Source organism: Devosia sp. A369, assembly GCF_054489345.1.
Map to the genome: position 1 here is coordinate 1 of NZ_JBTMWV010000027.1, position 22,004 is coordinate 22,004.

27 protein-coding genes are annotated in these 22,004 nt (G+C 60.3%); 16 read left to right on the forward strand and 11 right to left on the reverse strand.

Features of this window, described 5'->3' with window-relative positions; translation table 11 throughout:
• Window positions 1-454 precede the first annotated feature (454 nt).
• The 4 genes from ACX3OZ_RS18945 to ACX3OZ_RS18960 form a co-directional block, all read right to left on the reverse strand.
• A complete protein-coding gene (locus tag ACX3OZ_RS18945; protein ID WP_459105201.1) occupies window positions 455-862 on the reverse strand; it encodes a VOC family protein in 408 nt (135 codons plus the stop codon).
• 278 nt (window positions 863-1,140) lie between these two features.
• Window positions 1,141-1,275, reverse strand: a complete 135-nt coding sequence (locus tag ACX3OZ_RS18950) for a hypothetical protein (protein ID WP_459104067.1) — start codon at window positions 1,273-1,275, stop codon at window positions 1,141-1,143.
• Window positions 1,250-1,477, reverse strand: coding sequence for a hypothetical protein (locus tag ACX3OZ_RS18955; protein ID WP_459105202.1), 228 nt, complete (start codon window positions 1,475-1,477; stop codon window positions 1,250-1,252). The genes ACX3OZ_RS18950 and ACX3OZ_RS18955 overlap by 26 nt, the downstream gene beginning before the upstream one ends.
• Window positions 1,478-1,851: 374 nt before the next feature.
• Window positions 1,852-2,253: a DUF4087 domain-containing protein gene (locus tag ACX3OZ_RS18960; RefSeq protein WP_459105203.1), complete on the reverse strand. Its 402-nt coding sequence runs from the start codon at window positions 2,251-2,253 to the stop codon at window positions 1,852-1,854.
• 258 nt (window positions 2,254-2,511) lie between these two features.
• Between ACX3OZ_RS18960 and ACX3OZ_RS18965 the strand changes: the two genes are divergently transcribed.
• A complete protein-coding gene (locus ACX3OZ_RS18965) occupies window positions 2,512-3,066 on the forward strand; it encodes a hypothetical protein (RefSeq protein WP_459105204.1) in 555 nt (184 codons plus the stop codon).
• Between the two features lie 101 nt (window positions 3,067-3,167).
• Here the strand turns inward: ACX3OZ_RS18965 and ACX3OZ_RS18970 are convergent, their stop codons facing one another.
• The 5 genes from ACX3OZ_RS18970 to ACX3OZ_RS18990 all read right to left on the reverse strand — a co-directional run bounded on the left by ACX3OZ_RS18970 (window position 3,168) and on the right by ACX3OZ_RS18990 (window position 8,812).
• Window positions 3,168-3,368: a hypothetical protein gene (locus tag ACX3OZ_RS18970; protein ID WP_459105205.1), complete on the reverse strand. Its 201-nt coding sequence runs from the start codon at window positions 3,366-3,368 to the stop codon at window positions 3,168-3,170.
• 213 nt (window positions 3,369-3,581) lie between these two features.
• The gene (locus tag ACX3OZ_RS18975) at window positions 3,582-5,708 is read right to left on the reverse strand and encodes a peptidase domain-containing ABC transporter (protein WP_459105206.1); all 2,127 of its coding nucleotides are present in this window, start codon (window positions 5,706-5,708) and stop codon (window positions 3,582-3,584) included.
• A 12-nt stretch (window positions 5,709-5,720) separates the two neighbouring features.
• Complete coding sequence (locus ACX3OZ_RS18980) at window positions 5,721-6,983, reverse strand: HlyD family secretion protein (protein WP_459105207.1); 1,263 nt, start codon at window positions 6,981-6,983, stop codon at window positions 5,721-5,723.
• Between the two features lie 66 nt (window positions 6,984-7,049).
• Window positions 7,050-7,316, reverse strand: a complete 267-nt coding sequence (locus ACX3OZ_RS18985) for a hypothetical protein (RefSeq protein WP_459105208.1) — start codon at window positions 7,314-7,316, stop codon at window positions 7,050-7,052.
• Window positions 7,317-8,140: 824 nt separating this feature from the next.
• Entirely contained in the window at window positions 8,141-8,812 is a 672-nt protein-coding gene (locus tag ACX3OZ_RS18990; protein ID WP_459105209.1) for a hypothetical protein, read from the reverse strand.
• 204 nt (window positions 8,813-9,016) lie between these two features.
• Here ACX3OZ_RS18990 and ACX3OZ_RS18995 point away from each other — a divergent pair, with 204 nt between their 5' ends.
• The 3 genes from ACX3OZ_RS18995 to ACX3OZ_RS19005 are packed head-to-tail and all read left to right on the forward strand — an operon-like array spanning window position 9,017 to window position 9,997.
• Window positions 9,017-9,424: a hypothetical protein gene (locus ACX3OZ_RS18995; protein ID WP_459105210.1), complete on the forward strand. Its 408-nt coding sequence runs from the start codon at window positions 9,017-9,019 to the stop codon at window positions 9,422-9,424.
• Complete coding sequence (locus ACX3OZ_RS19000) at window positions 9,421-9,669, forward strand: hypothetical protein (RefSeq protein WP_459105211.1); 249 nt, start codon at window positions 9,421-9,423, stop codon at window positions 9,667-9,669. Before ACX3OZ_RS18995 ends, ACX3OZ_RS19000 begins: the two co-directional genes overlap by 4 nt.
• Window positions 9,670-9,685: 16 nt before the next feature.
• Window positions 9,686-9,997: a hypothetical protein gene (locus ACX3OZ_RS19005; protein WP_459105212.1), complete on the forward strand. Its 312-nt coding sequence runs from the start codon at window positions 9,686-9,688 to the stop codon at window positions 9,995-9,997.
• 7 nt (window positions 9,998-10,004) lie between these two features.
• On the opposite strand, the gene ACX3OZ_RS19010 is transcribed toward ACX3OZ_RS19005, so the two are convergent.
• The gene (locus tag ACX3OZ_RS19010; RefSeq protein WP_459105213.1) at window positions 10,005-11,138 is read right to left on the reverse strand and encodes a hypothetical protein; all 1,134 of its coding nucleotides are present in this window, start codon (window positions 11,136-11,138) and stop codon (window positions 10,005-10,007) included.
• 167 nt (window positions 11,139-11,305) lie between these two features.
• Here ACX3OZ_RS19010 and ACX3OZ_RS19015 point away from each other — a divergent pair, with 167 nt between their 5' ends.
• The 12 genes from ACX3OZ_RS19015 to arsK all read left to right on the forward strand — a co-directional run bounded on the left by ACX3OZ_RS19015 (window position 11,306) and on the right by arsK (window position 21,123).
• Window positions 11,306-11,659, forward strand: coding sequence for a hypothetical protein (locus ACX3OZ_RS19015; RefSeq protein ID WP_459105214.1), 354 nt, complete (start codon window positions 11,306-11,308; stop codon window positions 11,657-11,659).
• An 82-nt stretch (window positions 11,660-11,741) separates the two neighbouring features.
• Window positions 11,742-12,743, forward strand: coding sequence for a hypothetical protein (locus ACX3OZ_RS19020; protein WP_459105215.1), 1,002 nt, complete (start codon window positions 11,742-11,744; stop codon window positions 12,741-12,743).
• Window positions 12,724-13,632 (forward strand): hypothetical protein, encoded by a 909-nt coding sequence (locus ACX3OZ_RS19025; RefSeq protein WP_459105216.1) that lies wholly within the window; start codon window positions 12,724-12,726, stop codon window positions 13,630-13,632. The genes ACX3OZ_RS19020 and ACX3OZ_RS19025 overlap by 20 nt, the downstream gene beginning before the upstream one ends.
• Window positions 13,633-13,757: 125 nt before the next feature.
• A complete protein-coding gene (locus tag ACX3OZ_RS19030) occupies window positions 13,758-14,309 on the forward strand; it encodes an RNA polymerase sigma factor (protein ID WP_459105217.1) in 552 nt (183 codons plus the stop codon).
• Entirely contained in the window at window positions 14,306-15,088 is a 783-nt protein-coding gene (locus ACX3OZ_RS19035) for a hypothetical protein (protein ID WP_459105218.1), read from the forward strand. Before ACX3OZ_RS19030 ends, ACX3OZ_RS19035 begins: the two co-directional genes overlap by 4 nt.
• A gap of 97 nt (window positions 15,089-15,185) precedes the next feature.
• The gene (locus tag ACX3OZ_RS19040) at window positions 15,186-15,788 is read left to right on the forward strand and encodes a hypothetical protein (RefSeq protein WP_459105219.1); all 603 of its coding nucleotides are present in this window, start codon (window positions 15,186-15,188) and stop codon (window positions 15,786-15,788) included.
• 1,027 nt (window positions 15,789-16,815) lie between these two features.
• A complete protein-coding gene (locus ACX3OZ_RS19045) occupies window positions 16,816-17,172 on the forward strand; it encodes an ArsR/SmtB family transcription factor (RefSeq protein WP_459105220.1) in 357 nt (118 codons plus the stop codon).
• Window positions 17,165-17,692: an arsenate reductase ArsC gene (locus ACX3OZ_RS19050; RefSeq protein WP_459105221.1), complete on the forward strand. Its 528-nt coding sequence runs from the start codon at window positions 17,165-17,167 to the stop codon at window positions 17,690-17,692. Before ACX3OZ_RS19045 ends, ACX3OZ_RS19050 begins: the two co-directional genes overlap by 8 nt.
• Window positions 17,693-17,698: 6 nt before the next feature.
• The gene (gene arsB / locus ACX3OZ_RS19055) at window positions 17,699-18,760 is read left to right on the forward strand and encodes an ACR3 family arsenite efflux transporter (protein ID WP_459105222.1); all 1,062 of its coding nucleotides are present in this window, start codon (window positions 17,699-17,701) and stop codon (window positions 18,758-18,760) included.
• Complete coding sequence (gene arsC, locus ACX3OZ_RS19060) at window positions 18,757-19,179, forward strand: arsenate reductase (glutaredoxin) (RefSeq protein WP_459105223.1); 423 nt, start codon at window positions 18,757-18,759, stop codon at window positions 19,177-19,179. Before arsB ends, arsC begins: the two co-directional genes overlap by 4 nt.
• Window positions 19,172-19,879, forward strand: coding sequence for an arsenical resistance protein ArsH (gene arsH, locus ACX3OZ_RS19065; protein WP_459105224.1), 708 nt, complete (start codon window positions 19,172-19,174; stop codon window positions 19,877-19,879). Before arsC ends, arsH begins: the two co-directional genes overlap by 8 nt.
• Before the next feature lie 5 nt (window positions 19,880-19,884).
• Entirely contained in the window at window positions 19,885-21,123 is a 1,239-nt protein-coding gene (arsK, locus tag ACX3OZ_RS19070) for an arsenite efflux MFS transporter ArsK (RefSeq protein ID WP_459105225.1), read from the forward strand.
• A gap of 159 nt (window positions 21,124-21,282) precedes the next feature.
• Here the strand turns inward: arsK and trhA are convergent, their stop codons facing one another.
• Window positions 21,283-21,933: a PAQR family membrane homeostasis protein TrhA gene (gene trhA, locus ACX3OZ_RS19075; protein ID WP_459105226.1), complete on the reverse strand. Its 651-nt coding sequence runs from the start codon at window positions 21,931-21,933 to the stop codon at window positions 21,283-21,285.
• Window positions 21,934-22,004 lie beyond the last annotated feature (71 nt).

Sequence of the window (22,004 nt, forward strand, 5' to 3'; positions counted from 1 at the left end):
TCAAAAATCGCACGCGCACATGAGACCCCCGCTCGGGCTATGCCCTCCCGGCGGTCTCATGTGCGCGCCAAAGGTGGCCTGGTCTTGCTCCGCCTAATGGCCGGATTTTACTCCGCCGTTGACACCCGTTGCTTGCCAGGAAACCGGCCCGTGTGGCGAGCGTGGCAATGGCCAACAAAATGGCCCGCGTCGTCTGGGTGTAATTCGGCGCCACCATGTGACCCCGTCGACCATTGGGATTTCAATGGCTTACCGTGCCGATCGGCGCGCAAACCACGCGCCGACTAACAGTTCGAGGATTTGGCGGTCATCTTGGTTCCTTCGTCATGCGACGAGACCAAAACTCTCCTTAAATCTCAACCGTAAATCCGGACATAGGCGCTGACGGCGGACACATCTCAAAACTTGGCGTGACCGATAGGACCTTAGGCCTTATTGAGAGGCCCGCGACCGGTCAGGTCTCACTTGGCGAGTCGATCACCCATGTGACGCCATAGCGGTCCGTCGTGAGGCCAAAGCCTTGTGACCAAGCCTGTGGGCCGAAGGGTATGGCTACTGTGCCCCCCGCTGACAGCTGCTCGAATATACGGCGGGCCTCATCGACAGAGTCGGCAGTGATGGTCACGCTGTAGCCCTTGCGACCGGTGAAATCCTGCATATCCTGACCCATCAGCCCTTGGTCGCCGATGTCGATCCAGGCATGCATGATACGGTCCAATTGATCTTCTCGAACCGTTTCTGCCATTCCGGGCATATCGCGATGGCTGATCATCGCGCGGACCTCGCCGCCAAGAACGCTGGCATAGGTGGTAAATGCCTCGCGGCAATCGCCATCGAAATCAATGTTTGCAACGACTTTCATGAGTTCCTCCTCGCCTGAACTGTGCAGCAGACATAACAAGGTATTTGAACCAGAATGTGACTGAGCGCGCCAACGAATGGGCGTGGCGCGCTCGGGAGGCGGCGTCTTCGCTATTTGACTACGAAAACCTGGCGTCTGGTTGACCGGCTGGCTCGTGATCACGACCAATGTGGGGGGTGATCGGACTGGTCACTACGGGGCTCACGCCGGACGGATTGTAAAGGTCGCATGTGGAAAAGAACTGGCAAGGCCGCCAATTTGGCGGCCTTGTTCTTATCTTATGCGGCCTTCTTCACGGCCTTTTTCAGCGCCTTGATCTTCTTTTCGTGGTTCTCGACCTTGGCTTCACGCTTCTTGATCTGCTGCTTGATGGAAACGACGTTCTTCTCAGCTGCTTTGGCTTTCTTCGACATGAAATGTCTCCTTGCTTGTATGGCTTTTAGTGGGTGTGTTCTGCTTGATGAACCCACGAATGAACTGCCTGATCTCGCGAGCGGCGCTGGTATCCAGCTGTTCGCATAACTGCACGAACTGATCGCGCTCTAGAGTGCTGATACGGATCAGCAATTGGCTATCTTTCTTGTTGAGTTTCACCTTCTTGGGCTTATCTGACATGGCGCTCACAAAGATGGTTCACACAAAAGATATCGACAATGTATATACATATATGCCTGTGTCAAGACGGTGTAATTCGGCACCATCATGGGCCGGTTCCGGCAGGGCGGTGTCGTTGTTGTTTGCGACGTGGCAGGAAACGGTGCAGGCCTCGGATCGGTCCGACGGCAACCCTTGGTGGACAACTTGGCGGACGAAAATTGTACGGCCCTGTGGAAGCGCTTCGCGCGGGGATGATCAATTGGCGAGCCTGGTCGCGGCGGCAGTGAGCTTTTACAACATGGGCACGAGATCGACACGGTCGATCTCGTACAAGTTAGCGGCACTGGGGTATCTCGTGCGCGTACGCTCGGGCGAAAAGCGTCTCAGGTACTTTAACGCGGCGCGTAGCGTTCAATGGCGGGGTCTGCACGGCAAATCGCAATCTTCTGAATCTTGAAGTCTCGAAATTCAACGATCGTCCGCTTCTTCCTTTGAGCCGTCATACAGACACAAAAGTTGCCGCTCCAGCCTTCCCCGTACAGGTACGTGAAGTCATGATCTCTGATGATCTCACCGCGATGCATGTAGGGGGCAGATAGGTCGGGCAGAATGCCGCCGGATTCATCCACCCACTGATGCCCGTCGCGGTCACTGAGGAAGAGCCGGCCGTAGTTGTTTTTCCAGTTCGGCCCGAAGGACGTAGCCTCCAGCCAGCCACAAAGCCTTTCGTCTGCTTGAGAAGCGGACGCACTGCTGAGCAGGACCAGTAGTACGGCAACCAATGCTTTCTTCACTATTTCATCCCTTAGCGCGCAAGCTCCCATGGCCGCCGGCCGGCGCTGTTGGTGCCGTCCACGACAAGTCCTGCCAGCCTAGTATTCGACCCGAAGGTGAAGGGAAGCTGCCCTGACTGCTGCCCGCGAACATCAGGTCATCAAACAACAGGCCAACGTCTGAGTAAAAGTCCATTTCGAGGCAGCATTCCCGCTTATCGCACCAAGATAGGCACTATGCTGGGCGTCTCATCATTGAAAAGGCAAGTGAGGCTCAACATGAATATCACCGACAATGGTGATACGATCGAGATCGTGCAGCAAAACCGCAGGGGGCACGGTCAAATAGCTTCGCGGGCGCTTGGGCTGGCCGTAGGAATGGGTGCGGCCGCCGCTTTCTTGCTGGTGATTTTGACCGTCCTCGTTCGGAGGTCGATGATGGGCGAAGGCGCGCCTGAGGATATCGTCGGATTCCTCCTCATTCCACCATCGGCGCTCGTGTTCCTGATCGTCGCAGCGTTCGAACTTTCCATCGTGCTGCCCCGCCGCTTGCGCATCGATGCCGACGGTATTCATATTCGCTTTTATCCATGGCCTCTGCCGCGTCCCAAATATCTCCTCCGCTGGCCAGGGCAACAGGCGCAGGTGCGGAAGCAACGGCAGGTCAATTACTCCACCTATCCATCCGGGCGTGTCTCCGCTGCCCCTATCGTTTCCCACCGCTTTGCTATACGTTATGGCGCCGGGTGGTTCGGGCCCGTGGACGAGGATCAGGTAGCATCGCTGACCGACGCCATCAATGCCGCCCTGGAACGTACCGCACCGAGAGAGTGACCCAGAGTATCTAGGGTGGCATCTCTCGCTTAACGGCCCAAGCCTTGTTCCAGGCGCTCGATCGCAGCGTAATGGGCAAGTTCGAACGCCTTGGAAGTCTGTTACTCATAGCCGATGATTTCAGGTGCGGAGGTGGCTTGGACATAGTCGGTGCGTATGTCGGCCGGATAGCGACCGAGAGTGGCGGCGAGGATAAGGAAAGTGGACTCGACGTAGACGTCTGCCATCCCCGCGTCTCTGGACTGGCTGACCCATAATTCCGCCAATTCGGCACCGAAATACGGTTCAGCAGCGACATACATGCCCCGCAAGTATCCCTTGACCAACTGCGGAGCACGGTGTTGCTCGAAGAGGCCACGGCGGTTCCAACGATGTCTGTCGGCACGACGGTGACCTCCTGCTCCAGGGAAGTGCGCTGCTGCTGATCGTCGAGGTTCATGGACAAGTGCTCCTCGTTGATGCGGTCGCGGTGGCGACGGAAGTCGGACTTGTTGAAGTCGATGGGCGTCGACCTCTCATGCGGCCATATTTCCCGGATCTTGGCCGAGAAACAGCACACGGTCGGTGGCATTGAGGGTGGATTGGCGGTGAGCAATGATCATCCGGGTCATTGGCAGCGATGCGACGGCTTCGTTGATGCGCTGTTCGTTGGCCGGATCAAGATTGCTCGTAGCCTCGTCCAAAAGCAGCACGCTCGGACGCCGGCTTAAGGCGCGAGCCAGAACGATACGCTGTCTTTGTCCGCCCGAGAACGTGCTTCCCATGTCGCCCACCAGTGTCTCGTATCCCATGGGCATCTCCATAATCTCGTCGTGGACAGCCGCCATCTTTGCGCAGGTCAGGATCCAGTCCGCGTCCACTGAGGGATCGAACCCAGCTATGTTTTCGTATATGGAGCCAACAAAAAGGCGGTCATCCTGCAGCACGCAGCCAATGCGCTGTCGATAATTGGCCAGCCCCATGGACACGAGTGCCCTGCCATCGATCATGATCTGACCTGAAGTGGGGGAGGCCAGGCCGGCGACCAGCTTGAGCAGTGTTGACTTGCCGGTGCCCGACGGGCCGGCTATGCCGACGCATTCGCCGGCTTCAATCCGCATGCTGAGGCCATCCAGGATCATCGGCTCGTTATCGGCATACCGGAACCGCAGGTCGCTGACTTCGAGCAATGCCGGCTTGCATGACAGTATGGCGGGCATGGGCACGAATCGTGCGCGGTCGTCGTCCTCCTCAGGGGCGGACAGCGCGATGTCGGCAATGCGTTCGCCATGGAGCGAGAGCATCCTGAACTCGAGCAGGACATCAATGAAGCCGTTAATGCGGCTGGCAAACTGATCCTTGTAAGCGAGGAAGGCGACAAACATGCCAACAGAAAGATCGCCAAGCAGCACCGCGCCCACCCCGAAATAGATGATGAGCAGACGGTCGATGCCAAAAACCGCCGTGCCTGCCGCTTGAAACCAGGCGTCGAACTTCTGCAACCGCAGTTCGGCGTTGATGCGCTCGATGAGATGGTTGATCCAGCCCTCCCGCCGCCGCGTTTCGAGATTGAGAACTTTGAGACTGCCGATGCCACGCACCGATTCCATGAAATGGGAGCTTTCCTGCGCCGTCTGGCTGATCGCCTCCTCCGAGAGAGCGCGATAAGGATGATAAGTCAGCGTTCGCATGAGGGCATAGATGACGACGCTGGCAAGGGCCACATAGATCAGCCATCCTCCGTAAAGCCACATCATGACAAGCAGCGCTATGGACATAATCCCGTCCAAAAACGCCCTGACCGCATCATTGGTAAGGGTCCTCTGCACGGCATCGAGTGAGCCGAAGCGCGAAACGACATCCCCAACATGGCGCCGCTCGAAATAACGTAGCGGCAAGCGCATCAGATGGTCAAAGAGGCTCACCTTCCACTGCAGGGCCAGGCTGGAGCCGATGGTCATCGTCATCCAGGTTCGTGCGAAGGTCGCGGCGACCTGCAGCGCCAGTAACAGGCCCAGCGCCAGGGCAATGATCGTCAGCAGATCGTGGTCGGCAGCGACGACGACCTCATCAAGGATGAGCTGGAAACCGATCGGCATGGCAATGACGGCCAGTTCGAGCAGGAGCGAGGTGGCCAGGATTTGCCAGCCCGCTTGAGCGACACCTTTGGTCCGCGCCACAAGGCCAGCAATCCCGATGGCAACGCGCTCAGTTTTCTTCTCGAACTGGTCGGTGGGCCAGGCCTCAAGAGCGATGCCGGTGAATTTTGCGGATACTTCGGCGAGAGGCATCTGCCGGCGTCCGAAGCCGGGATCATGAATGGTGACCGAGCGCGATCCGACTGCCGTCAGCACGACGAAATGATTGTGCTCCCAATGCAGGACGCAAGGCAGGCGCAGTTTGCGCAGGTCATCCATTTCGAGGCGCAGCGCGCGCGTGGCGAGCTTGAGATCGGCCCCGATGGCAATGAGGTCGCGCATGGTTGCGCCCTTCATCGATGCGGAAAAGCGACGGCGCATGGCAGGCATATCGAGCCGGTGACCGTGACGGGCGGCAAGCATCGCCATACAGGCCAGCCCGCATTCGGCCGCTTCGGTCTGCAGGATTGCCGGCGTCGCGCGGGAAAAGCGAGAGGAGATGCGTTGGACTAGTTCAAGAGACACGGGCCTGGTTCCTCATGGTTCGGCGGCGCCGCCGCGCAGGCCGTAGATTGGGTCAAGAATCCATTGATAGAGAGGGCGTGTATCGACCAGCAGATGCGCGTCGACTTCCATGCCGGCCTGCAGCGGCTCCTGGTGGCCATAGGCGTTCACGAACGGCATTTCGGGTTCGACGATGATACGATAGAAGGCGGCGCCGCCGCTTTGCCCCGCGCCGCCAATTTGCGCGATCTCCTCGGGGCGCAGCGTGGCGCGGGAGATTTCAGCTATGCGTGCGCGATATTGGCCAAATTTCTGGTAGGGGAACGCCCGGTACCGTAGCAGGACATCGGAACCTTGGCGCACAAAGCCAATGGCACTGGACGGCACGATCAATTGCGCCACCAGAGGCTGTTCATTGGGGATGATGGTCAGCAAAGGCGTGCCAGCGGCAACTGTCTGCCCGGCCAGAGCCGTTATGGCCGTCACGGTGCCATCACGGGGCGCTGTGATGCTTATTTCACGCCGCGCTTCGCCTTCGGAAATCTGCTGGTCGACGTCCAGAAGCTGTTGCCGCAGCTTGCTGGTGCGGTCGGCACTGACGAGATCGAAGCTCGCTAACTGCGTCTGCAGCTCGCGGAGCTGCCCCGTGAACTGGGCTTTTTCGCGTTGCAGCAGCGGTAGCCGAGCGCGCTCGGCCTGGTAGGCCTGCAATCGCGCCTCGACTTCGCCGCTAACTGCTATGCCCCTTGTGAGCAATTCGCGTTGCCGGTCGGCAAACTCGCGCAATTGCCGGGTGAATTCCTCGGCGAGCGCAATCTGTTCCTCGATATGGGGAAGCTGAGCTTGGAGGGCTTCGATCTGGTGCGACAGATTTTGTTTTTCGGCGGCGTCCATCGCGCTCTGCCGCCGGAGGGAAATTTCTAGCTCGTCGCGCTTGTCGTGCAGAATGGCAACGACAGCGTCCTGGGTATTTCCCAAGGCGGTCGTGATATCCACTCCGATCCTGTAGAGCACGTCGCCGCCGGTGACCCTGTCGCCCTCCCTGACGGCCAGGTTGACGACCCATCCGCCCTGAGGGGCGGTCATCCGGGTGATGCCGTCAATGGGCATGACAATACCATCGACCGGGATGCGCCTAGTATAGGTGCCCAAGGCAACGAACAGCACAACCGCAACAACAAAGACGACGCAGAACCAGGCGAAAACTTTGCCTTGCAGGGTGGAAACGACGATTGGCCGCCCCAGCCAGGCATATTTTTTTGCTACAAGGGATTCGGCGCGAAAAAGCGTGGACATCGGCCCGGGCTCCCGAAAGGATGGCGCTGCATGAGCGCCATCCCTCTGGTTGTTGGAGGGAAGGGACTAGCGGGTTGCCAGCCCGACGGCCGCGCCGCCGACGAGGACGGACTTGACGGCAAACATACCGGTCACCGCACTGCCAAAGCCCCCAAGGGCGATGGCGCCGAAGAACCCGCCAACGCCACCGAGCAGCGCTGCGGAGGCGATCTGGCCGGCATTGCCCCCGGATGCGGCGGCGCCCACCCCGCCGATCACGGCGCCCAGGACCGCGCCGCCGGGCCCGATGCCCCCTGAAACCGTGTCGACTTCGTTGCTTTCAAGTTCACGCATTGTTTGTTTCCTTTTGGTTGTGGAGGGATGGGCAACGCCCGTCCCGATTTGGAGATGGTTCGATGCCGTTACAGCAACGGCACCGAGGGGCAGCTTGGGGGCGGCACCTCGGGTACGCCCGGCCACGGCCGAGGCCGCTGTGGCGGGATCTCGAACCGCGGGGGCCAGACGGGCACTGGCACCAATTTGAGATGTGAGGTTCCGCCCGCGACGTGGTCGAGCTGCCCAAGGTCGAGCTCGGTAAGTCCAAGTTGCTCGGTATCGATATCCAACATGGTATTTCTCCTTTGGTTGGTGTGGTTGGGCCAAGCCCTGCGCTGCCAGTGCCCAAATGAAGGCACTGGAAGTCCTTCCGATGCGGTGGCAGAGCCGCATCGGTTGTTTTTCAGTGTTTGAGGGTTTTGCTAGGCGGTCCCAGAACTCAGGACGTGGCCGTCAGAACGTCCGGTATAATCCGGAACGTGCCTGTTAATGAGCGCGTGGGTTATTTCTCATTGTGGCTCCTCCATCTGCACATTTTTCCGGTTGTGCTTATAGGACGCGCCACCAGAGGTGATCTTTGGTCGGCCAGTGCATTATTTTGAAAAAATTTGAAACTGCGCCCAGGGACGGCTTGTGCGGGCAGATTGTGAAGGCCTTAGCCGCAGCAGGCATATTGTCGTTAGCGCAATATGCCTGTGGGTTTATCTGGACGGGGTTGGCCTGCCGGGAGCGGATTCGTCGCAATGCAGTGACGAGCCGCCCCTTATGCAGCGCGTGAAGATACTAACAAGCACAGCTGACTCGGCCACTTCCGATGGGCAGAGCGAGCCGGCTGGGCCGCGTCAGTATTGTGCGCAATATGGCTCGCGGTCGAGACGCATGCTCCCACCGAACGGGTTCCACCTGTTGACCAGTCGCCATTCCACCCGTTCGCAGCCGCCGTCCTGTTCCGTGGCAGCTTCCGCGCTGCCCGCTTCCGCTGCGGGCGCTACTTCAGTTTCGGGTTCGGGGATTTCCACGTCCAGAGAAAAGACCACGGTAAATGCGCCATCGGCGGCAGTGGCCGCTTCGGTGGGGAGGCGGCGGAGCGTGAAGCGCCCTTCGCGAGGCGATATCTGCCCCGTCAGGATCATCTCAAAGCCATCGGCAACGGAAATCGAGAGGAAACGGCCCGCGGCGTTGATTCCCGTCCCCGCGTCGCTGAATTCACGCCAGGCGCCGTCCGGCCCCGATTGGAGCTGAGCACCCAACTCGAACCCGCCACTATCTTCGATCATGCCTGTGGTGCTGAACGCGATCTGCCCGTCGCCGTGCTGCGAGAAGCGCACCTCCGCCGTACCGGTGTCGCGATGGAGGCGCCGGCCACCATCGGCCGGAAACACCTCAACGGTCAGTGACCCGCTATAGATCTCGTCGATCATGGCGGGAAACGGGGTGTCCTGGGCCATAAGAGGCGTTGCGGTGGCAAAGGCGCTGGCGAACAGAACGGCGCCAATATGGACAAGGCGGTACATGTCGTTTCTCTTTGCTGTGAGTATCGTAGGTGGCTGGGACGCGTTCCCAACGATTGTCTGGCCTTGACCTTAAGACGCACCGGCTGTGAAAAGGCTTGGCGCAAGTTGTGATTTTCCGCTCCATTTCATTTGTTGCTGAACCTGACCAAGGGTCGACCGCGCGGCGGCGTCTTACTATCGAACAGCTTTTTTGGCGAGGCACCCATGAAAAAACGTCTTGCGGTTCTGATTGGCGTCTGGCTGGCCCCCTTCGGCTCGGGCCTGGCGCAGGACCATTCTGCCCGCGAACTGGGCATCTACTGCCAGGCCGCCGATGGTACGCGTCAGGGGATCGCGGCCAGTCAGGATGGGGCGACTTTGGTGTACACGCATCATCCCGATGCGAGGGAAGAGTTGCTGCGTTTCGTTCACAGCCGGCGAACCGTTGCCTTGTGGCATGCGCAGCTCGACGCGGTGGGTTTCGACGCGATGGCCTCGCTCGAACCGGATGCCGATTTCTGCGCCATAAGTCGGACACGGGCCGGTGACACACATCAGGTCGCCTGGCCACGCGATGCCGCACCGCCCGCGCCCATTGCTGCATTGTTCGAAGCCATCATGAATTTGACATGATGACTGAGCGCTTCACCGACATCACCGTGCATCCTCGTCACCGGTTCAGCCTAGGCTTGGACAACCAGACGGGCAAATATTACCTGTCCACGCCAATCAGCGGCTTCAACAGGGGTGCGGAATACGAAGCCTATTACTGGGTCAGTACAGAAGAGTTCGAGCGCTTTCGGGATACCCCCGGTGCCAGCGCCGATTTTCTCGAATCCTGCCGCAATCACGGCAATGTAGATCGGCGCATCACGTGACGCCCGGAGACCTGAGATGAACTGGGGTAAGGCGTTCTATATTGGCGCGCCCGCGATTATCGCAGGCGCTTCCGCCTTGGGACTATTGCTGTGGATGTTCGGCGCGTCGGCGGTTGACGGCACGGAGGCGCAGGGCTGGACGCTCGGATTTTGGGCGCTGTTGGGCTACGCGACCCTCTACCAGGGTCTGCTTGTCTTGCTGTTGTTGGGCTGGCTGATGCGGTGGCCCATTGGCGCGCCCATTCACACGGCGATCTGGACCGCGACCGTGATTTTTCTCGCGGTCATGGCCCATGCCTTTCGTCAGCTCGATTTCTTCGGGCACTGACCCGAGTTCACGAGGCTTGCCCGATCTGCAACACGGTAAACTGCCGACGCATATAGAGGTCAAACAACGCATTGAAGACGGGATTGACGGTTGGGTCGTCGCTATCGCCGACGATGGTGGCAGTGGCGGCGCACAGTCCATCGATCCCCTCGGCTGTCGCGGCAGTGATATCGCCCTGCGCAGCCTCTGGCATGGCTTGGATCCAGCGCTGCTCGATCTGCCGGGCGGCGATTTCGGCGGTCTCGCAATCACCATAGGAAATTGACAGGGCCACCGCCGGGCTGTCCAGTTGCACATCCGCGATAATGCCGCCGAAATAGGGCGGGATGCCCTTGAGGCTGGCATCCATGCTCGCTTCCAGCCTGTCCCTTATATCATCGAAATTGTCGCTTTGCGGCAGCAGGAAGTCCGACGGGTCGATAGCGCCCAGTCCAAAAGCCGGCGAAATCAACATCGCCTGGACGATCCGGCCATCATCCACGGATTGAGCGAGACCGGCGAGTGCGGTGGCGACGATGGGATTATCGGCGGCACTGTTCTGCTCCGTGACCATCATCGGCAAGGCTCCCGGTTGGGGCGATTGGACGACGGCATTGCCCTTGGCTGCCGCGAAAGAGGCGGCGCCGACCATGCTGCGCCATGGATCGGAGGGATTGCGGTTGGTCACGTCCATCGCCATGGGCTCGCCATTGCCCAACGCGCCAGCGCCGCCGACTGGAACGAAGTCCCGCTCGGTCAGGGCATGGAGCAGTCCCGTGGCGGCGGCATCGTCTGCAAGCCCCCAGATCGACACCACATTTGGCGTGCTGCCAAAACCGGCAAAATAGCGGACCTGATCAAAGGCGATGCCGGACTTTACTTCCCAGGGTTCCACGCCACCCATGTGGAGCGCCTCGATGGGCCGCAGTGCGGCCCCGACCTGCGTTCGCGCCAGACTCCGGGCATTTAGTCCGGTCCCTGCCAATTCCGCCATGCCCCGCACCACCTCGATATCGACGAAATAGGCCTGATCGGGCACGGGATTGGTCAGGATCACCTCAGGCAGATGTCCGAACGCTTCGGTCAACGCATCGAGATTTTGGGCAAGGGCGGAGCCGCTGCTGGCGAGCAGCAGGGCGGCGGCGATAGCGGTCAGGCGCATGGGGCGTCTCCAATGGATCAGTTCTCAAGGATAGGACGGCAGGGCACGAACAAAGCTTGGTTGTTTTTCCATTTTTGCTGCAGCCGCCAAGGTCGATACATAACCAAGCGTCTTATCAGCATCGGAACAAGGCTAACCGCCTCGTAAACCGCAGGAGGAGCTCCATTGTGTTCTCGACATTCAAGGCGACGCCAATCCTTGCCGCAGTCCTGCTGTTGTGCGTGCCCGGCCATGCGGCCGGCGACGGGGCGATCAGGCACGGTATGTTGAAGGTCGGTAGCACCGGCATCGACTGCTACATGCCACCATGTCCGTGGCGCGGTATTGTCAGCGGCGACGCCCCGGGCGGTGGTTTCCAGCGCCCGCTCTGGTGGGGCGAGATTTTGCCCCCTCTCGAGGCCAGCGACAACGACGCGCGCCGTATTCGGGGCGCCTGGGAAAGTTTTGACTGTCTGCTGGTCGAGGGCGCGTTCGACGGCTCGATGCTGACGGTCAGGCGCATCATGGGAGCTTGCTCATGACTTCGCGCCTTGCCATGTCTGACCGCGATAAGGCCGGCGCCCTGCCGGTATGTGGCCCGGTCTGCTGGATGCAGGAGGAACAATGATACCGCTCTTGCCGATTGTTGCGCTCGTGCTCGTCGGCGGCGTCTGGGCCGGCTTTGATGGTTTTAAGGAATGCGGTTGGCTGGACAGATGGCTGGACCGCAGCGGCTGCGTCGACAGTTTCAATGTCAACAATCTTGCCAGCCTGGGCAGCACCATGTTGGTGGATCGGGAAGGGCGCCTTGTGATCGCCGGCGTACAGTACGGCGAGGCCTCCCGATCCGGTCGTGAGCTGTCCACCGTTTCCCAGATTGTCATTTTCGATCCCGCAAGCGGCACGGAAATCGAGCGGATGAGCGTACAATTCAACGGACGTCCCGATCAACTGCAACTGTCGCCCACAGAGGATTTGTTCGTCCTGACCTGTAGCAGCATCTATACCTGCGATCTTGCGGACACGCCCAGCGGCGGCAAATATTCCGGCGCGGCGCAGATCGCCGTGCTCGACCGGCAGGGCCAGTTCGTCTGGCGCGTCGCGGTGCCCCGTGACATCGCTCAGCCAAGCCCAGAGGGGAGGGCGTTCGATCTGGCCTTCGCCGACGATGGTGCGGCGGTCGTGGCTGGTCCGGTGGCCTTCGCCACTTCCGATGGGGCGCTGCTGACAGATGCTGTGCTCGCGGTGGCGCCGCACGGCATGGCTGTGGATAGCGCCGACATTATCGTCATCGCCGGTGCGCCGCGAGACCTCCATTTGCCGCCGGACTATATTCCCTTCACCCGCCTGCAAACGGCGACGTCTGCCGATGGCACGTGCCTGGCGACTTTGTCGCGGCGGTTTTCCGGGCCGGGCGATCTTCGTGCCATTCTCCAGGTCTGGGACAATGCCAGCGGAGAGATGCTGGTCCGTCATGACATCGTGACGGACCTGTCTCCGGCCCTTGCCTGGCGGTCGGATGGAACAGGGGTTCTGGTGGCCACAGCGAGCCCTCCGGCGCCGGGCACCGGCACGCAAATTCGGACCTATCAGGCAGGAGGGCCCCATGATGGCTCGGCTCGTTAAAGCCCTTTTTGTCATTGTCCTACTGGTGGGGGGACTGGGGTGGCTAACCTATTGGTCGCTGGATACCTGTCGTCCGCTCGACCGGCTCCTTGGGCTATCGGGCTGTAGCGGCAGCGTAGAAATTGTCGGCATGTCGACCCTGACCCGGAGCACCATGTCCGTTCCCGACCAGGATGGCGTATCCAGCCTGTTCGGCTGGGCCCGGACGGCCGATGGACTCCGCGCTGCCATGGTGCGGCTCGATCCTGTGGCAGGAACCGAGTTCGGCCGTTATCCGCTGCGCATGCAGAATGCCTTTACCAACGTGCATATGGCTGTTCACGGCAAACGCGCGCTGTTGAGCTGTACAGTCGAACGATACTGCACCGAGACCGGCCAGCTGGGAGCCATCGTATCCTTGTCCGATGGTCAGCAAATTGCAGCATTTGATGACGGCCCGACCTATGTCAGGGGGGTGCCGGGCGATCCCCAGCCAAGCGAGCCGTTCGGGCCGCAAGCGGTTCTGGCCGACGGCGGTAACACCGTGGTCAGTCTGGACGACGACCGTGCCCTGCGCCTCTACCGGATTGATGGCACCCCGATTGCCACGCTTGGTGAACGTACCGATCGATTCGACCAGACGGTCGCGCGTTTCAGTATATCGCCGAGTGGGCGCTATGTCGCGCTGCTCGACAAGGCGAGAGGTAACGGGCAGGGGGACCGTTTTTACATCTGGGATGGGCGCACTGGCGTCCCGCTCTGGACCGTCTCGACAGGCGCCGGATACCGCACCGTGTCTTACCTGACCTGGTCCCGCGATGAGGCGGCAGTCTTTGCCATCCGCTCGCAAGCTGGAAATACTATCATCGACCGGTTTTTGGTTAGAACCGGTGCGTTCTCGTCGCCATGACCACGAGAACACCCATGGCAAGCCCGACAATTGAGCCGCGGGCGGCCAGCACCATCACATTTCAGACACAAGTTTTCTGCTTGCTTAGCGTTATGAGTTCGGGGTCATGGGGGGCTGGCGACGGCGTGCGACTGGTTGATGAACAGATTGGCGTGCCGCCCGACGACACCGATGGACTGGTGCACCGGGCAAAGGCAGGCGACATTGCCGCATTTGAAGGCCTTGTGGCCCTGCATTATCGTTTCATCTACAAGACGGCGTTCCGCTGGCTTGGGCACAAGAGCGATGCTGAAGACGTGACCCAATCGGTTTGCCTGCGGCTGGCCGACGCGCTATCCAGTTTCGATGGCCGGTCAAAATTCACCAGCTGGCTTTATCGGGTGACGCTCAATGCGGTGCGCGACCTGCAACGCACCCATCAGCGCCGCGGCAAGCAGGTCGATGCAGTCGCGGCAGTGACTCGTGAAGATATCGAGCCGGAACAGGAAGACCGGCTGCGGGTCAACGATATCTGGCGGATCGTGCGCCAGTTGCCGGACAAGCAGCGCGATGCAGTGCTGCTGGTATTCGGCGAGGAAATGTCCCAGTCCGAAGCGGCCGCCATCATGGGGTGCAAGGAAGTGACTGTGTCTTGGCACATCCACAATGCGCGAAAATCACTGAGAGGCCTGCTATGAGCACGCCCGAACGCGATCCCTTCGATCTGCTGCCGCAGTTCGCCGACCCGGAGCCCGATCCGGTCGTCATGCAGGCGGTCATCGCTCAAAGCCGCGAGGCGTTTGCCCGGCGGCAAACCCGTCGCGCTGCGGCGGAGCAGGGCTTGTGGGACAGGGTCTGCGCTTGGCTAAGCGTTTCACCCGTCTGGCTGGTGCCCGCCGGCATCGGCGCTTTCGGCGTTGTCGTGGCCCTTGCGGTCGTGCCGGGATTGATGATGACACCGCCCAGCGGCCCGGCACTAGACCATGCCGTCGCCGAGGCCCCCCCCGCTCAACCGCCAGCGGTGAGCGAGCCCGGCCCGGTGCTGTCGCGTGGCGATGGCATCCGCATGGGCGCCCAGCCCAGCCCAAGCGGGCAGCTTATCGAACCCGACGCGGCGCCCATGTCGATCTTTGACGGCGATGGTGTCCAACTGGGATACCGAGTCACGCCTGCGGAAATGCTGATCTACCGGCTCGATACCGATACCGATACCGAGGGATTGGTCGATTCCCAGCCGCTGGTTCCGGGCGAGCAGAGTGATATTCGCGGCGCTTTTGTAACGTCCCTCGGGCAGCCGGACCTATTGGTGGCCCAAATCCGGGTCGATGACAGCGTGTTCTGGCGTGCCTATCGGCTGGTCGACGGAGCCTATGCCCGCGACTCGGAACTTAGCGCCCTTCTATCTGATGCGCCCGATCAGACCGAGGCTAAGCGGCGCCTGGCGGCAATTGGTTCGACGCCGGCTGCTGACCGCTAGAAAAATAACCGTTGCCACCAAGATGGGCGCGGCCCGCAACGTCTCATCTACAGGCGCAAAAACCGCGCCATCACGATCTTGCAAGGAAACCCCGCTCATGCCGCGCCAAACCCGCTTCGTTCGCTTCGCCTCTGCTGCCGTCCTCGCTGTGTCGCTGGCCGCCATGCCTGTGATGGCCCAGGAGGTGACTGACTATCTCGGCGTGCCCGGCCCGATTGTTTTTGACGGCACGGACTATTTGCTCGCCTGGTCGTCCCAGCCTAATGCTCAATATACCAAGCAGGAATATCTGCCCGCCGACCAGTCGCCGGAAACCTATGGCAGCATGGTCATGGTGGAGTTTCTGGCTGCGGACATCACACCGGCGGCCATGGCCAACGCCCAGGTGGAGATGCTCAATGTCCGCAAGCAGACTGATCCGCTGGTCAATATGGCCATCATCGAGAATGGCGCGACGGGCGAGATCATCCTCGACTTTATTGTCTCCACCAAGGATACGAACGGAGAATATATCGTTGAGTGGAACGCCTATCGCTATGCCAGCGCCGAGAGCCGCGACGGCCAGATCGGCGGCCTGCTTTTCGCCATCAGCCACCGTGCCTATGGCAACGATGCGGCGAAAGAGTTTTTAGGGACGCTCAAAGGTTTCAGTGGTTCCCAGGTGCAGGCGCTCGCTACCACTGCCTTGCCGGCGCTATAACTCGGCGCAGCGCTTTGCATGGGCCAGTGAGCCGGATGTTGGCAGTAGAAAATCTTGGGTGCAAACCCACCCCGGTACACAATTTTGAAAAAGCGATCTATGAGCGATCAGAGGTGTCTTTGATCGCTCACTTTTTCTTCTAAACAGAGGCCATGGGCCTTTTTCTGTATCTCTTTTGCGCTGTGGCGTTCATCTTGATAACGGGATGGGCGGTCTATGTGCTCCCGACGCCCGGCACTCTGTCAGCATAGGAGCCGGCTGGAGCCTTCCTGCCAGCGCTCCTATTGATGTTGGCGGTGCTGGCGATGTTGGCACTAATGTCACAGCCCTTCTATGTGATGAGACTTTTCCGTTGGATACGCCAATGGATGGGACCGCCGGGGCGCAACGGCTGATCTGAAAACGTAGGCCCACCTTCTATGATACACCGCCTCTAGCAGGGCGTGCTTTCCGCTTCCACCGCTCCTGTATCCGCGTTCAAGATGGCGATATCTGCAAGCGCCATGTCCGCTTGGGCACCAGTCGAAACGGCGAGGCGGCCATCTGGCAGGAAGAACAGGCAATGATGCTCGTCATCGTAGGGCATTTGGACGGAAAAAAGGTCTGCGCCTTGCAGTGAGGTCACCGTCAGGCCCGTACCGCATCCAGGGTTCGCTCAATATCGGCAAGCGTTCACATATGGTGCTGAATTACATGCTTGCGAACGACTAGTACCGCCGTCGTTGCGCTCGGCAATTGGTGGGATGCTGCCGCTGGCAATGTTGGAGAACAGAGCGCGGACAACCCAGACGTTGTAGACTCTCGGCCGGCCACGCAGGTCTGATCGCAAACTGAATTCTGCCTGACCTCATCGAGCCATCCTTGCATTCGGCTGCGGCGTTGGGTTCGCGATCCGGCAGGTTTCCCCATCCCGGACATTACGCTTCAAACCGCGGCTCCTGAAAGGAGCCATTTTTGCCGTCTGTTAATGGCCAGCGCACATCGCAAGTGCTTGACGGGCGCTATATATATCGATAATCGTCGATTCATGGAATCAATTCGCGCACTAGAAGTCTTCGCCGCCCTGTCCCAGGCAACACGACTCGACGCGTTCCGTCTATTGATGGAGCATGAACCCGCGGGCCTCCCCGCAGGCGAGATCGCCCGCCGTCTCGATGTGCCGCAGAATACGATGTCCACCCACTTGGCGATCCTGACCCGTGCGGGGCTAATCGAGGCCGAGCGCCAGAGTCGCTCAATCGTCTACCGCGCTGTGGTAGGCCGCGTACGGGAGATCGCCAGTTTCCTTGTGCAGGACTGCTGCGGCGGTCGCCCGGAACTGTGCGAACCCCTTGTCGCCGAATTCACTCCATGCTGCCCGCCCAAGGAGACGAGCCATGCCTGATCGCGTCTACAACGTCCTGTTCCTCTGCACCGGCAATTCTGCTCGATCGATTCTGGGCGAGGCCATCCTCAACCATGTCGGCCAGGGCCGTTTCCGTGCCTATTCTGCAGGGTCGACACCGAAGGGTGCAGTACACCCGATGACACTGGAAACGCTTGCCAAGGCCGGTATTCCCACCGATGGGTTACGCTCCAAGGCCTGGGACGAGTTTGCCGTGCCGGGCGCCCCGAAGATGGATTTCATCTTCACCGTCTGTGACAACACCGCGGGCGAGACGTGTCCCATCTGGCCGGGCCAGCCGATGACAGCCCACTGGGGCATCGAAGATCCCGCGGCAGTCCAAGGCCTTGAGTTCAAGCAACGTGCTGCCTTCGACGATGCCCTGCGCTACCTCCGCAACCGTATCGGCGCCTTCATCAATTTGCCTTTGACCACTATCGACCGCATGGCGCTCAACTCCAAGCTCGAGGGTATCGGCGCTCTGGACGGCACCACCACCAAATCATCGAACGTCGCGTAGGTATCCATGTCCATCTTTGAACGTTACCTGACCCTGTGGGTTGGGCTTTGCATTGTCGTGGGTATCGCCGCCGGCCATTTCTTACCGGACCTGTTTCAGTCCCTCGGCTCGCTGGAATATGCCAAAGTCAACATTCCCATGGCGGTGCTGATCTGGCTGATGATCATCCCTATGTTGGTGCGGATTGACTTCATGAGCCTGCGCCAGGTCGGGAGCTACTGGCGTGGAATTGGCGTTACGGTATTCATCAATTGGGCGATCAAACCCTTTTCGATGGCGTTGCTGGGCTGGCTGTTCATTGGCTGGCTGTTCCGGCCGCTGTTGCCGGAAGTGCAGATCGACAGCTACATCGCTGGCTTGATCATTCTGGCCGCTGCCCCATGCACTGCAATGGTGTTCGTCTGGTCGAACCTGGTGAAGGGCGAGCCTCATTTTACGCTCAGCCAGGTGGCGCTGAACGATGCCATCATGGTCGTCGCCTTCGCTCCCATCGTCGGGCTGCTGCTGGGCCTGTCGGCGATCACCGTCCCATGGGACACGCTGATGCTGTCGGTCGGACTCTACATCGTCGTGCCAGTAATCGCCGCGCAGCTGTATCGGCGCTGGTTGCTCGCCACTGGTGGTATCGACGCCATGAACCGGGTGTTATCGGTCTTGCAGCCCATCTCCATCGCTTCCCTGCTGGCAACACTGGTGATGTTGTTCGGCTTCCAGGGCGAGCAGATCGTGGCTCAGCCCACTATCATATTGCTGCTGGCAGTGCCGATCTTGATCCAAGTCTATCTCAATTCGGGACTGGCCTATTACCTGAACCGCGTCACCGGCGAACAGCATTGCGTGGCCGGACCGTCTGCACTGATCGGCGCCTCCAACTTCTTTGAACTGGCCGTCGCTGCTGCCATCGCCCTGTTCGGCTTCAATTCGGGCGCCGCATTGGCCACGGTCGTTGGCGTGCTGGTCGAAGTGCCGGTTATGCTGTCGGTGGTCTGGATCGTGAACCGCAGTCAGGGCTGGTATGAAAATGGCGCCGCCGTGCGCCGAAACTCCAAAGCAAGGGTAGCGGAATGACCGTCACCATTTATCACAATCCCGACTGTGGCACGTCTCGCAACACCTTGGCTATGATCCGGCAGTCCGGTGTTGAGCCCGTCGTGATCGAGTATCTGAAAACGCCGCCGAGCCGTGAGCAGATCGTGGAACTGGTTTCCGCCGCAGGGATGTCGCTGCGTCAGGCGATCCGGCAGAAGGACACGCCGTATGAAGCCTTGGGGCTCGGCGACGCTGCCAAATCCGACGACGAACTGCTGGATGCTATCGAAGCACACCCGATCCTGCTGAATCGGCCAATCGTCCAGACGCCGTTGGGCACCCGTCTCTGCCGTCCCAGCGAGGTGGTGCTCGATATCTTGGAAAATCCCGACATCGGCCGGTTCACCAAGGAGGACGGCGAAGTCATTATCGTCGCCGAAGGGAAGCGCATTGTCTGATCTCCCCAATATCATTGGCGATGCCTTCCAGGTGCCTGACTTCGCCCAGCTGACTGCTCCAACACTGCAGCATAAGCCCCGCATCCTGATGCTTTACGGCTCGCTGCGGGAACGTTCATACAGCCGGCTGCTGACCTTTGAGGCACAGCGCCTGCTCGAAGCCTTTGGTGCTGAAGTCCGTATCTTCCACGCCAATGGTCTGCCGTTGCCGGGTGATGCGCCCGACGATCATCTGAAGGTGCAGGAGCTGCGTGAAGCCATGCTGTGGTCCGAGGGCCAAGTGTGGACGAGCCCAGAACGTCATGGTGCCATGAGTTCGGTACTCAAGTCACAGATCGACTGGATCCCGCTGCCGGGTGGCGCCATCCGTCCAACTCAGGGGCGAACGCTTGCGGTGATGCAGGTGTCGGGCGGTTCGCAATCTTTCAACGCGGTCAACCAGATGCGTATCTTGGGGCGCTGGATGCGGATGGTGACCATCCCGAACCAGTCCTCGGTCGCCAAGGCCTTCCAGGAGTTTGAGCCCGACGGTCGCATGAAACCGTCATCCTATTACGATAGGGTTGTCGACGTCATGGAAGAGCTGGTGAAGTTCACGCTGATCAACCGTGGCGTCGCCGGCTACCTGACCTCTCGTTACAGCGAACGCAAGGAAGCAGCCGCCAAACTTGAGGAGCGGGTCGGCCTGAAGTCGATCTGAACGCCATGGCCGATACCCATTCCAACGCCGGTGCCATTTGGGCTCTCGGTGTTACCCAGATCATCGGGTACGGCACTCTCTATTATAGCTTCAGCATCCTGGCGCCCGTCATCGCTATCGACTTGGGCGTCGCGGTGGAGTGGGTCTATGGCTGCATCTCGCTGGCTCTACTGGCCGGCGGCCTCATCTCACCATGGGCGGGCGGTCTGGCCGATCGCCATGGCGCCGGACGGGTGATGTCGCTCGGATCGATCGGAGCCGCAACCGCGCTGGCGATATGCGGCCTCGCCGGCAACACGATCATGTTCCTGGCCGGCATGATTTTGGTCGAGTTGGCGTCGGCGTTCGTGCTCTACAGCACTGCGTTTGCCTTCCTGGCGCAAACGACAGGTTCACGGGCTCAACGCAGCATAACCTATCTCACCCTGATCGCCGGATTCGCCTCGACGATCTTTTGGCCGCTCACTAGCTGGATGCTCGGCAGCCTGGAATGGCACCAAGTCTACTTCGTTTTCGCGATCCTTAACCTGGTCGTCTGCCTTCCGCTCCATCTGTGGCTGTCGCGGTTCGCTCGGATCGCCGCGTCCCGCCCTGTGGCAGTAGAAGCGATCCAAGCACCCATGAGCGTCGACAACCGCAATGTCGTGTTCCTCCTGATCGTGCTGGGGTTCTCCCTGGCGGGCTTTGTGTCAGCAGCGACGCTGTTCCACATGGTGCCGATGCTTGGCCTGCTCGGCTTGGGTGCAGCCGGCATCTGGGTGGCGTCGCTACTCGGACCCGCGCAGGTGGCCAGCCGCCTGATCAACATGGCATTCGGCAAAGACGTATCTGCAAGTGTGCTGGCGGTGGTGTCGGCAGTCACCATGCCGCTTGCGCTGGGCACCCTGGCCCTATCTGCGCCGTCGACCTTTGGTGCCGCCGCCTTTGCTATTATCTTCGGCCTGGGCAGCGGGCTGTTCAGCATTGTCTCCGGCACACTTCCGCTTGCCATCTTCGGCAAAGACGGCTTCGGCAAACGCCTTGGCTGGATCGGTCTCGGTCGCTTGGGACTTTCTGCACTGGCGCCGTTTGCCCTGTCGGTGGCAATGGGCGCAATTGGTCCAAAACCATCATTGTGGATCCTGGCGGTGGCGGGTTTGATGTGCGTGGTTGTCTTCGCCGAAGTCTGGCGTCGTTGCCGGCCTTTAGGGCAAAAGATGGTAGCAGTGAACGAACCAACAAGCCCGGTAATACGCCAAGGGTGAACGTCTGCTATCCGAGCACGTGACCCGCAAACCGGACAGGCAGTTTTCCACTCCGTCATGGACAATACGGCGGCCGGAGCGGACCTGCAGCTTCCGAGAAGTCGCCAAAGCCCAGCATCCCAGCCTTCAACGCTGCGCCACTCGGATTGAGCGCGGCAATCAGGAGCGGACCACAAACAGTCCCACCAACACGGCTGCCCAGTGCGTCGCAGCCGCGGCTACGACATGGCCGTGCCAGATGGCTTTGGCGAACTGCAGGCGCTTGTTGGTGTAGAAGAGAACACCGGCTGAATAGAATATGCCGCCCAGCGCCAGGAGCCACAGCACCACCTCAGAGGTTATGTCCGCAAGGGGGACTGCTGCGATGGCGCCGATCCAGGCCAAGCCCAGATAGATAGGCACCCAGATCTTCTGGCTGATCGGAGGCAGGAAGATCTTGCCGACAATTCCCAAGCCGGCCAGCACCCATAGGCTTGTGGTCAGCGACCAGGCCCAGGCGCCCGAGAGCAAATACGCGGTGAACGGCGTATAGGTCGCCGCGATCATCAGAAGGATGCCTACATGGTCGAGCCGGCGCAGGATGGGCTTCCATTCAGCCGGCGCGAAGTTGTAGGCGGTGGAGAACCCGAACATGCACACCGCGCCAAGCGAGTAGATTGCGATCACGGCAAGCTTGCCAGGGGCTGGATCCTGAATGCCCATCCAAAGCAGGATGCCACCGCCGACGATGGCAAGGCCGAGGCCAAGCAAATGTACAAACAGGTCGGCGGAGCGCGCCTGGGCGCTAGGATAGTGAGGACGCGCTGCCATAATGCCTCGGCTAGGGTTGGATAATTCTTCCTGGATATAGGGAGCGTGGGCCAACGATGCGATGGAGTGCG

Bases quoted from the DNA above. Each gene is read 5' to 3' on its own strand.
- ACX3OZ_RS19035 (WP_459105218.1), top strand. From the start codon at position 14,306: ATGAGCACGCCCGAACGCGATCCCTTCGATCTGCTGCCGCAGTTCGCC.
- ACX3OZ_RS19025 (WP_459105216.1), top strand. From the start codon at position 12,724: ATGATGGCTCGGCTCGTTAAAGCCCTTTTTGTCATTGTCCTACTGGTG.
- ACX3OZ_RS19000 (WP_459105211.1), top strand. From the start codon at position 9,421: ATGATGACTGAGCGCTTCACCGACATCACCGTGCATCCTCGTCACCGG.
- ACX3OZ_RS18965 (WP_459105204.1), top strand. From the start codon at position 2,512: ATGAATATCACCGACAATGGTGATACGATCGAGATCGTGCAGCAAAAC.
- ACX3OZ_RS18995 (WP_459105210.1), top strand. From the start codon at position 9,017: ATGAAAAAACGTCTTGCGGTTCTGATTGGCGTCTGGCTGGCCCCCTTC.
- ACX3OZ_RS19020 (WP_459105215.1), top strand. From the start codon at position 11,742: ATGATACCGCTCTTGCCGATTGTTGCGCTCGTGCTCGTCGGCGGCGTC.
- ACX3OZ_RS19045 (WP_459105220.1), top strand. From the start codon at position 16,816: ATGGAATCAATTCGCGCACTAGAAGTCTTCGCCGCCCTGTCCCAGGCA.
- ACX3OZ_RS18945 (WP_459105201.1), bottom strand. From the start codon at position 862: ATGAAAGTCGTTGCAAACATTGATTTCGATGGCGATTGCCGCGAGGCA.
- trhA (WP_459105226.1), bottom strand. From the start codon at position 21,933: ATGGCAGCGCGTCCTCACTATCCTAGCGCCCAGGCGCGCTCCGCCGAC.
- arsB (WP_459105222.1), top strand. From the start codon at position 17,699: ATGTCCATCTTTGAACGTTACCTGACCCTGTGGGTTGGGCTTTGCATT.
- ACX3OZ_RS18970 (WP_459105205.1), bottom strand. From the start codon at position 3,368: ATGTATGTCGCTGCTGAACCGTATTTCGGTGCCGAATTGGCGGAATTA.
- arsC (WP_459105223.1), top strand. From the start codon at position 18,757: ATGACCGTCACCATTTATCACAATCCCGACTGTGGCACGTCTCGCAAC.
- ACX3OZ_RS18990 (WP_459105209.1), bottom strand. From the start codon at position 8,812: ATGTACCGCCTTGTCCATATTGGCGCCGTTCTGTTCGCCAGCGCCTTT.
- ACX3OZ_RS18980 (WP_459105207.1), bottom strand. From the start codon at position 6,983: ATGTCCACGCTTTTTCGCGCCGAATCCCTTGTAGCAAAAAAATATGCC.
- ACX3OZ_RS19050 (WP_459105221.1), top strand. From the start codon at position 17,165: ATGCCTGATCGCGTCTACAACGTCCTGTTCCTCTGCACCGGCAATTCT.
- arsK (WP_459105225.1), top strand. From the start codon at position 19,885: ATGGCCGATACCCATTCCAACGCCGGTGCCATTTGGGCTCTCGGTGTT.
- ACX3OZ_RS18950 (WP_459104067.1), bottom strand. From the start codon at position 1,275: ATGTCGAAGAAAGCCAAAGCAGCTGAGAAGAACGTCGTTTCCATCAAG.
- ACX3OZ_RS18955 (WP_459105202.1), bottom strand. From the start codon at position 1,477: ATGTCAGATAAGCCCAAGAAGGTGAAACTCAACAAGAAAGATAGCCAA.
- ACX3OZ_RS19010 (WP_459105213.1), bottom strand. From the start codon at position 11,138: ATGCGCCTGACCGCTATCGCCGCCGCCCTGCTGCTCGCCAGCAGCGGC.
- ACX3OZ_RS19040 (WP_459105219.1), top strand. From the start codon at position 15,186: ATGCCGCGCCAAACCCGCTTCGTTCGCTTCGCCTCTGCTGCCGTCCTC.
- ACX3OZ_RS18985 (WP_459105208.1), bottom strand. From the start codon at position 7,316: ATGCGTGAACTTGAAAGCAACGAAGTCGACACGGTTTCAGGGGGCATC.
- ACX3OZ_RS19005 (WP_459105212.1), top strand. From the start codon at position 9,686: ATGAACTGGGGTAAGGCGTTCTATATTGGCGCGCCCGCGATTATCGCA.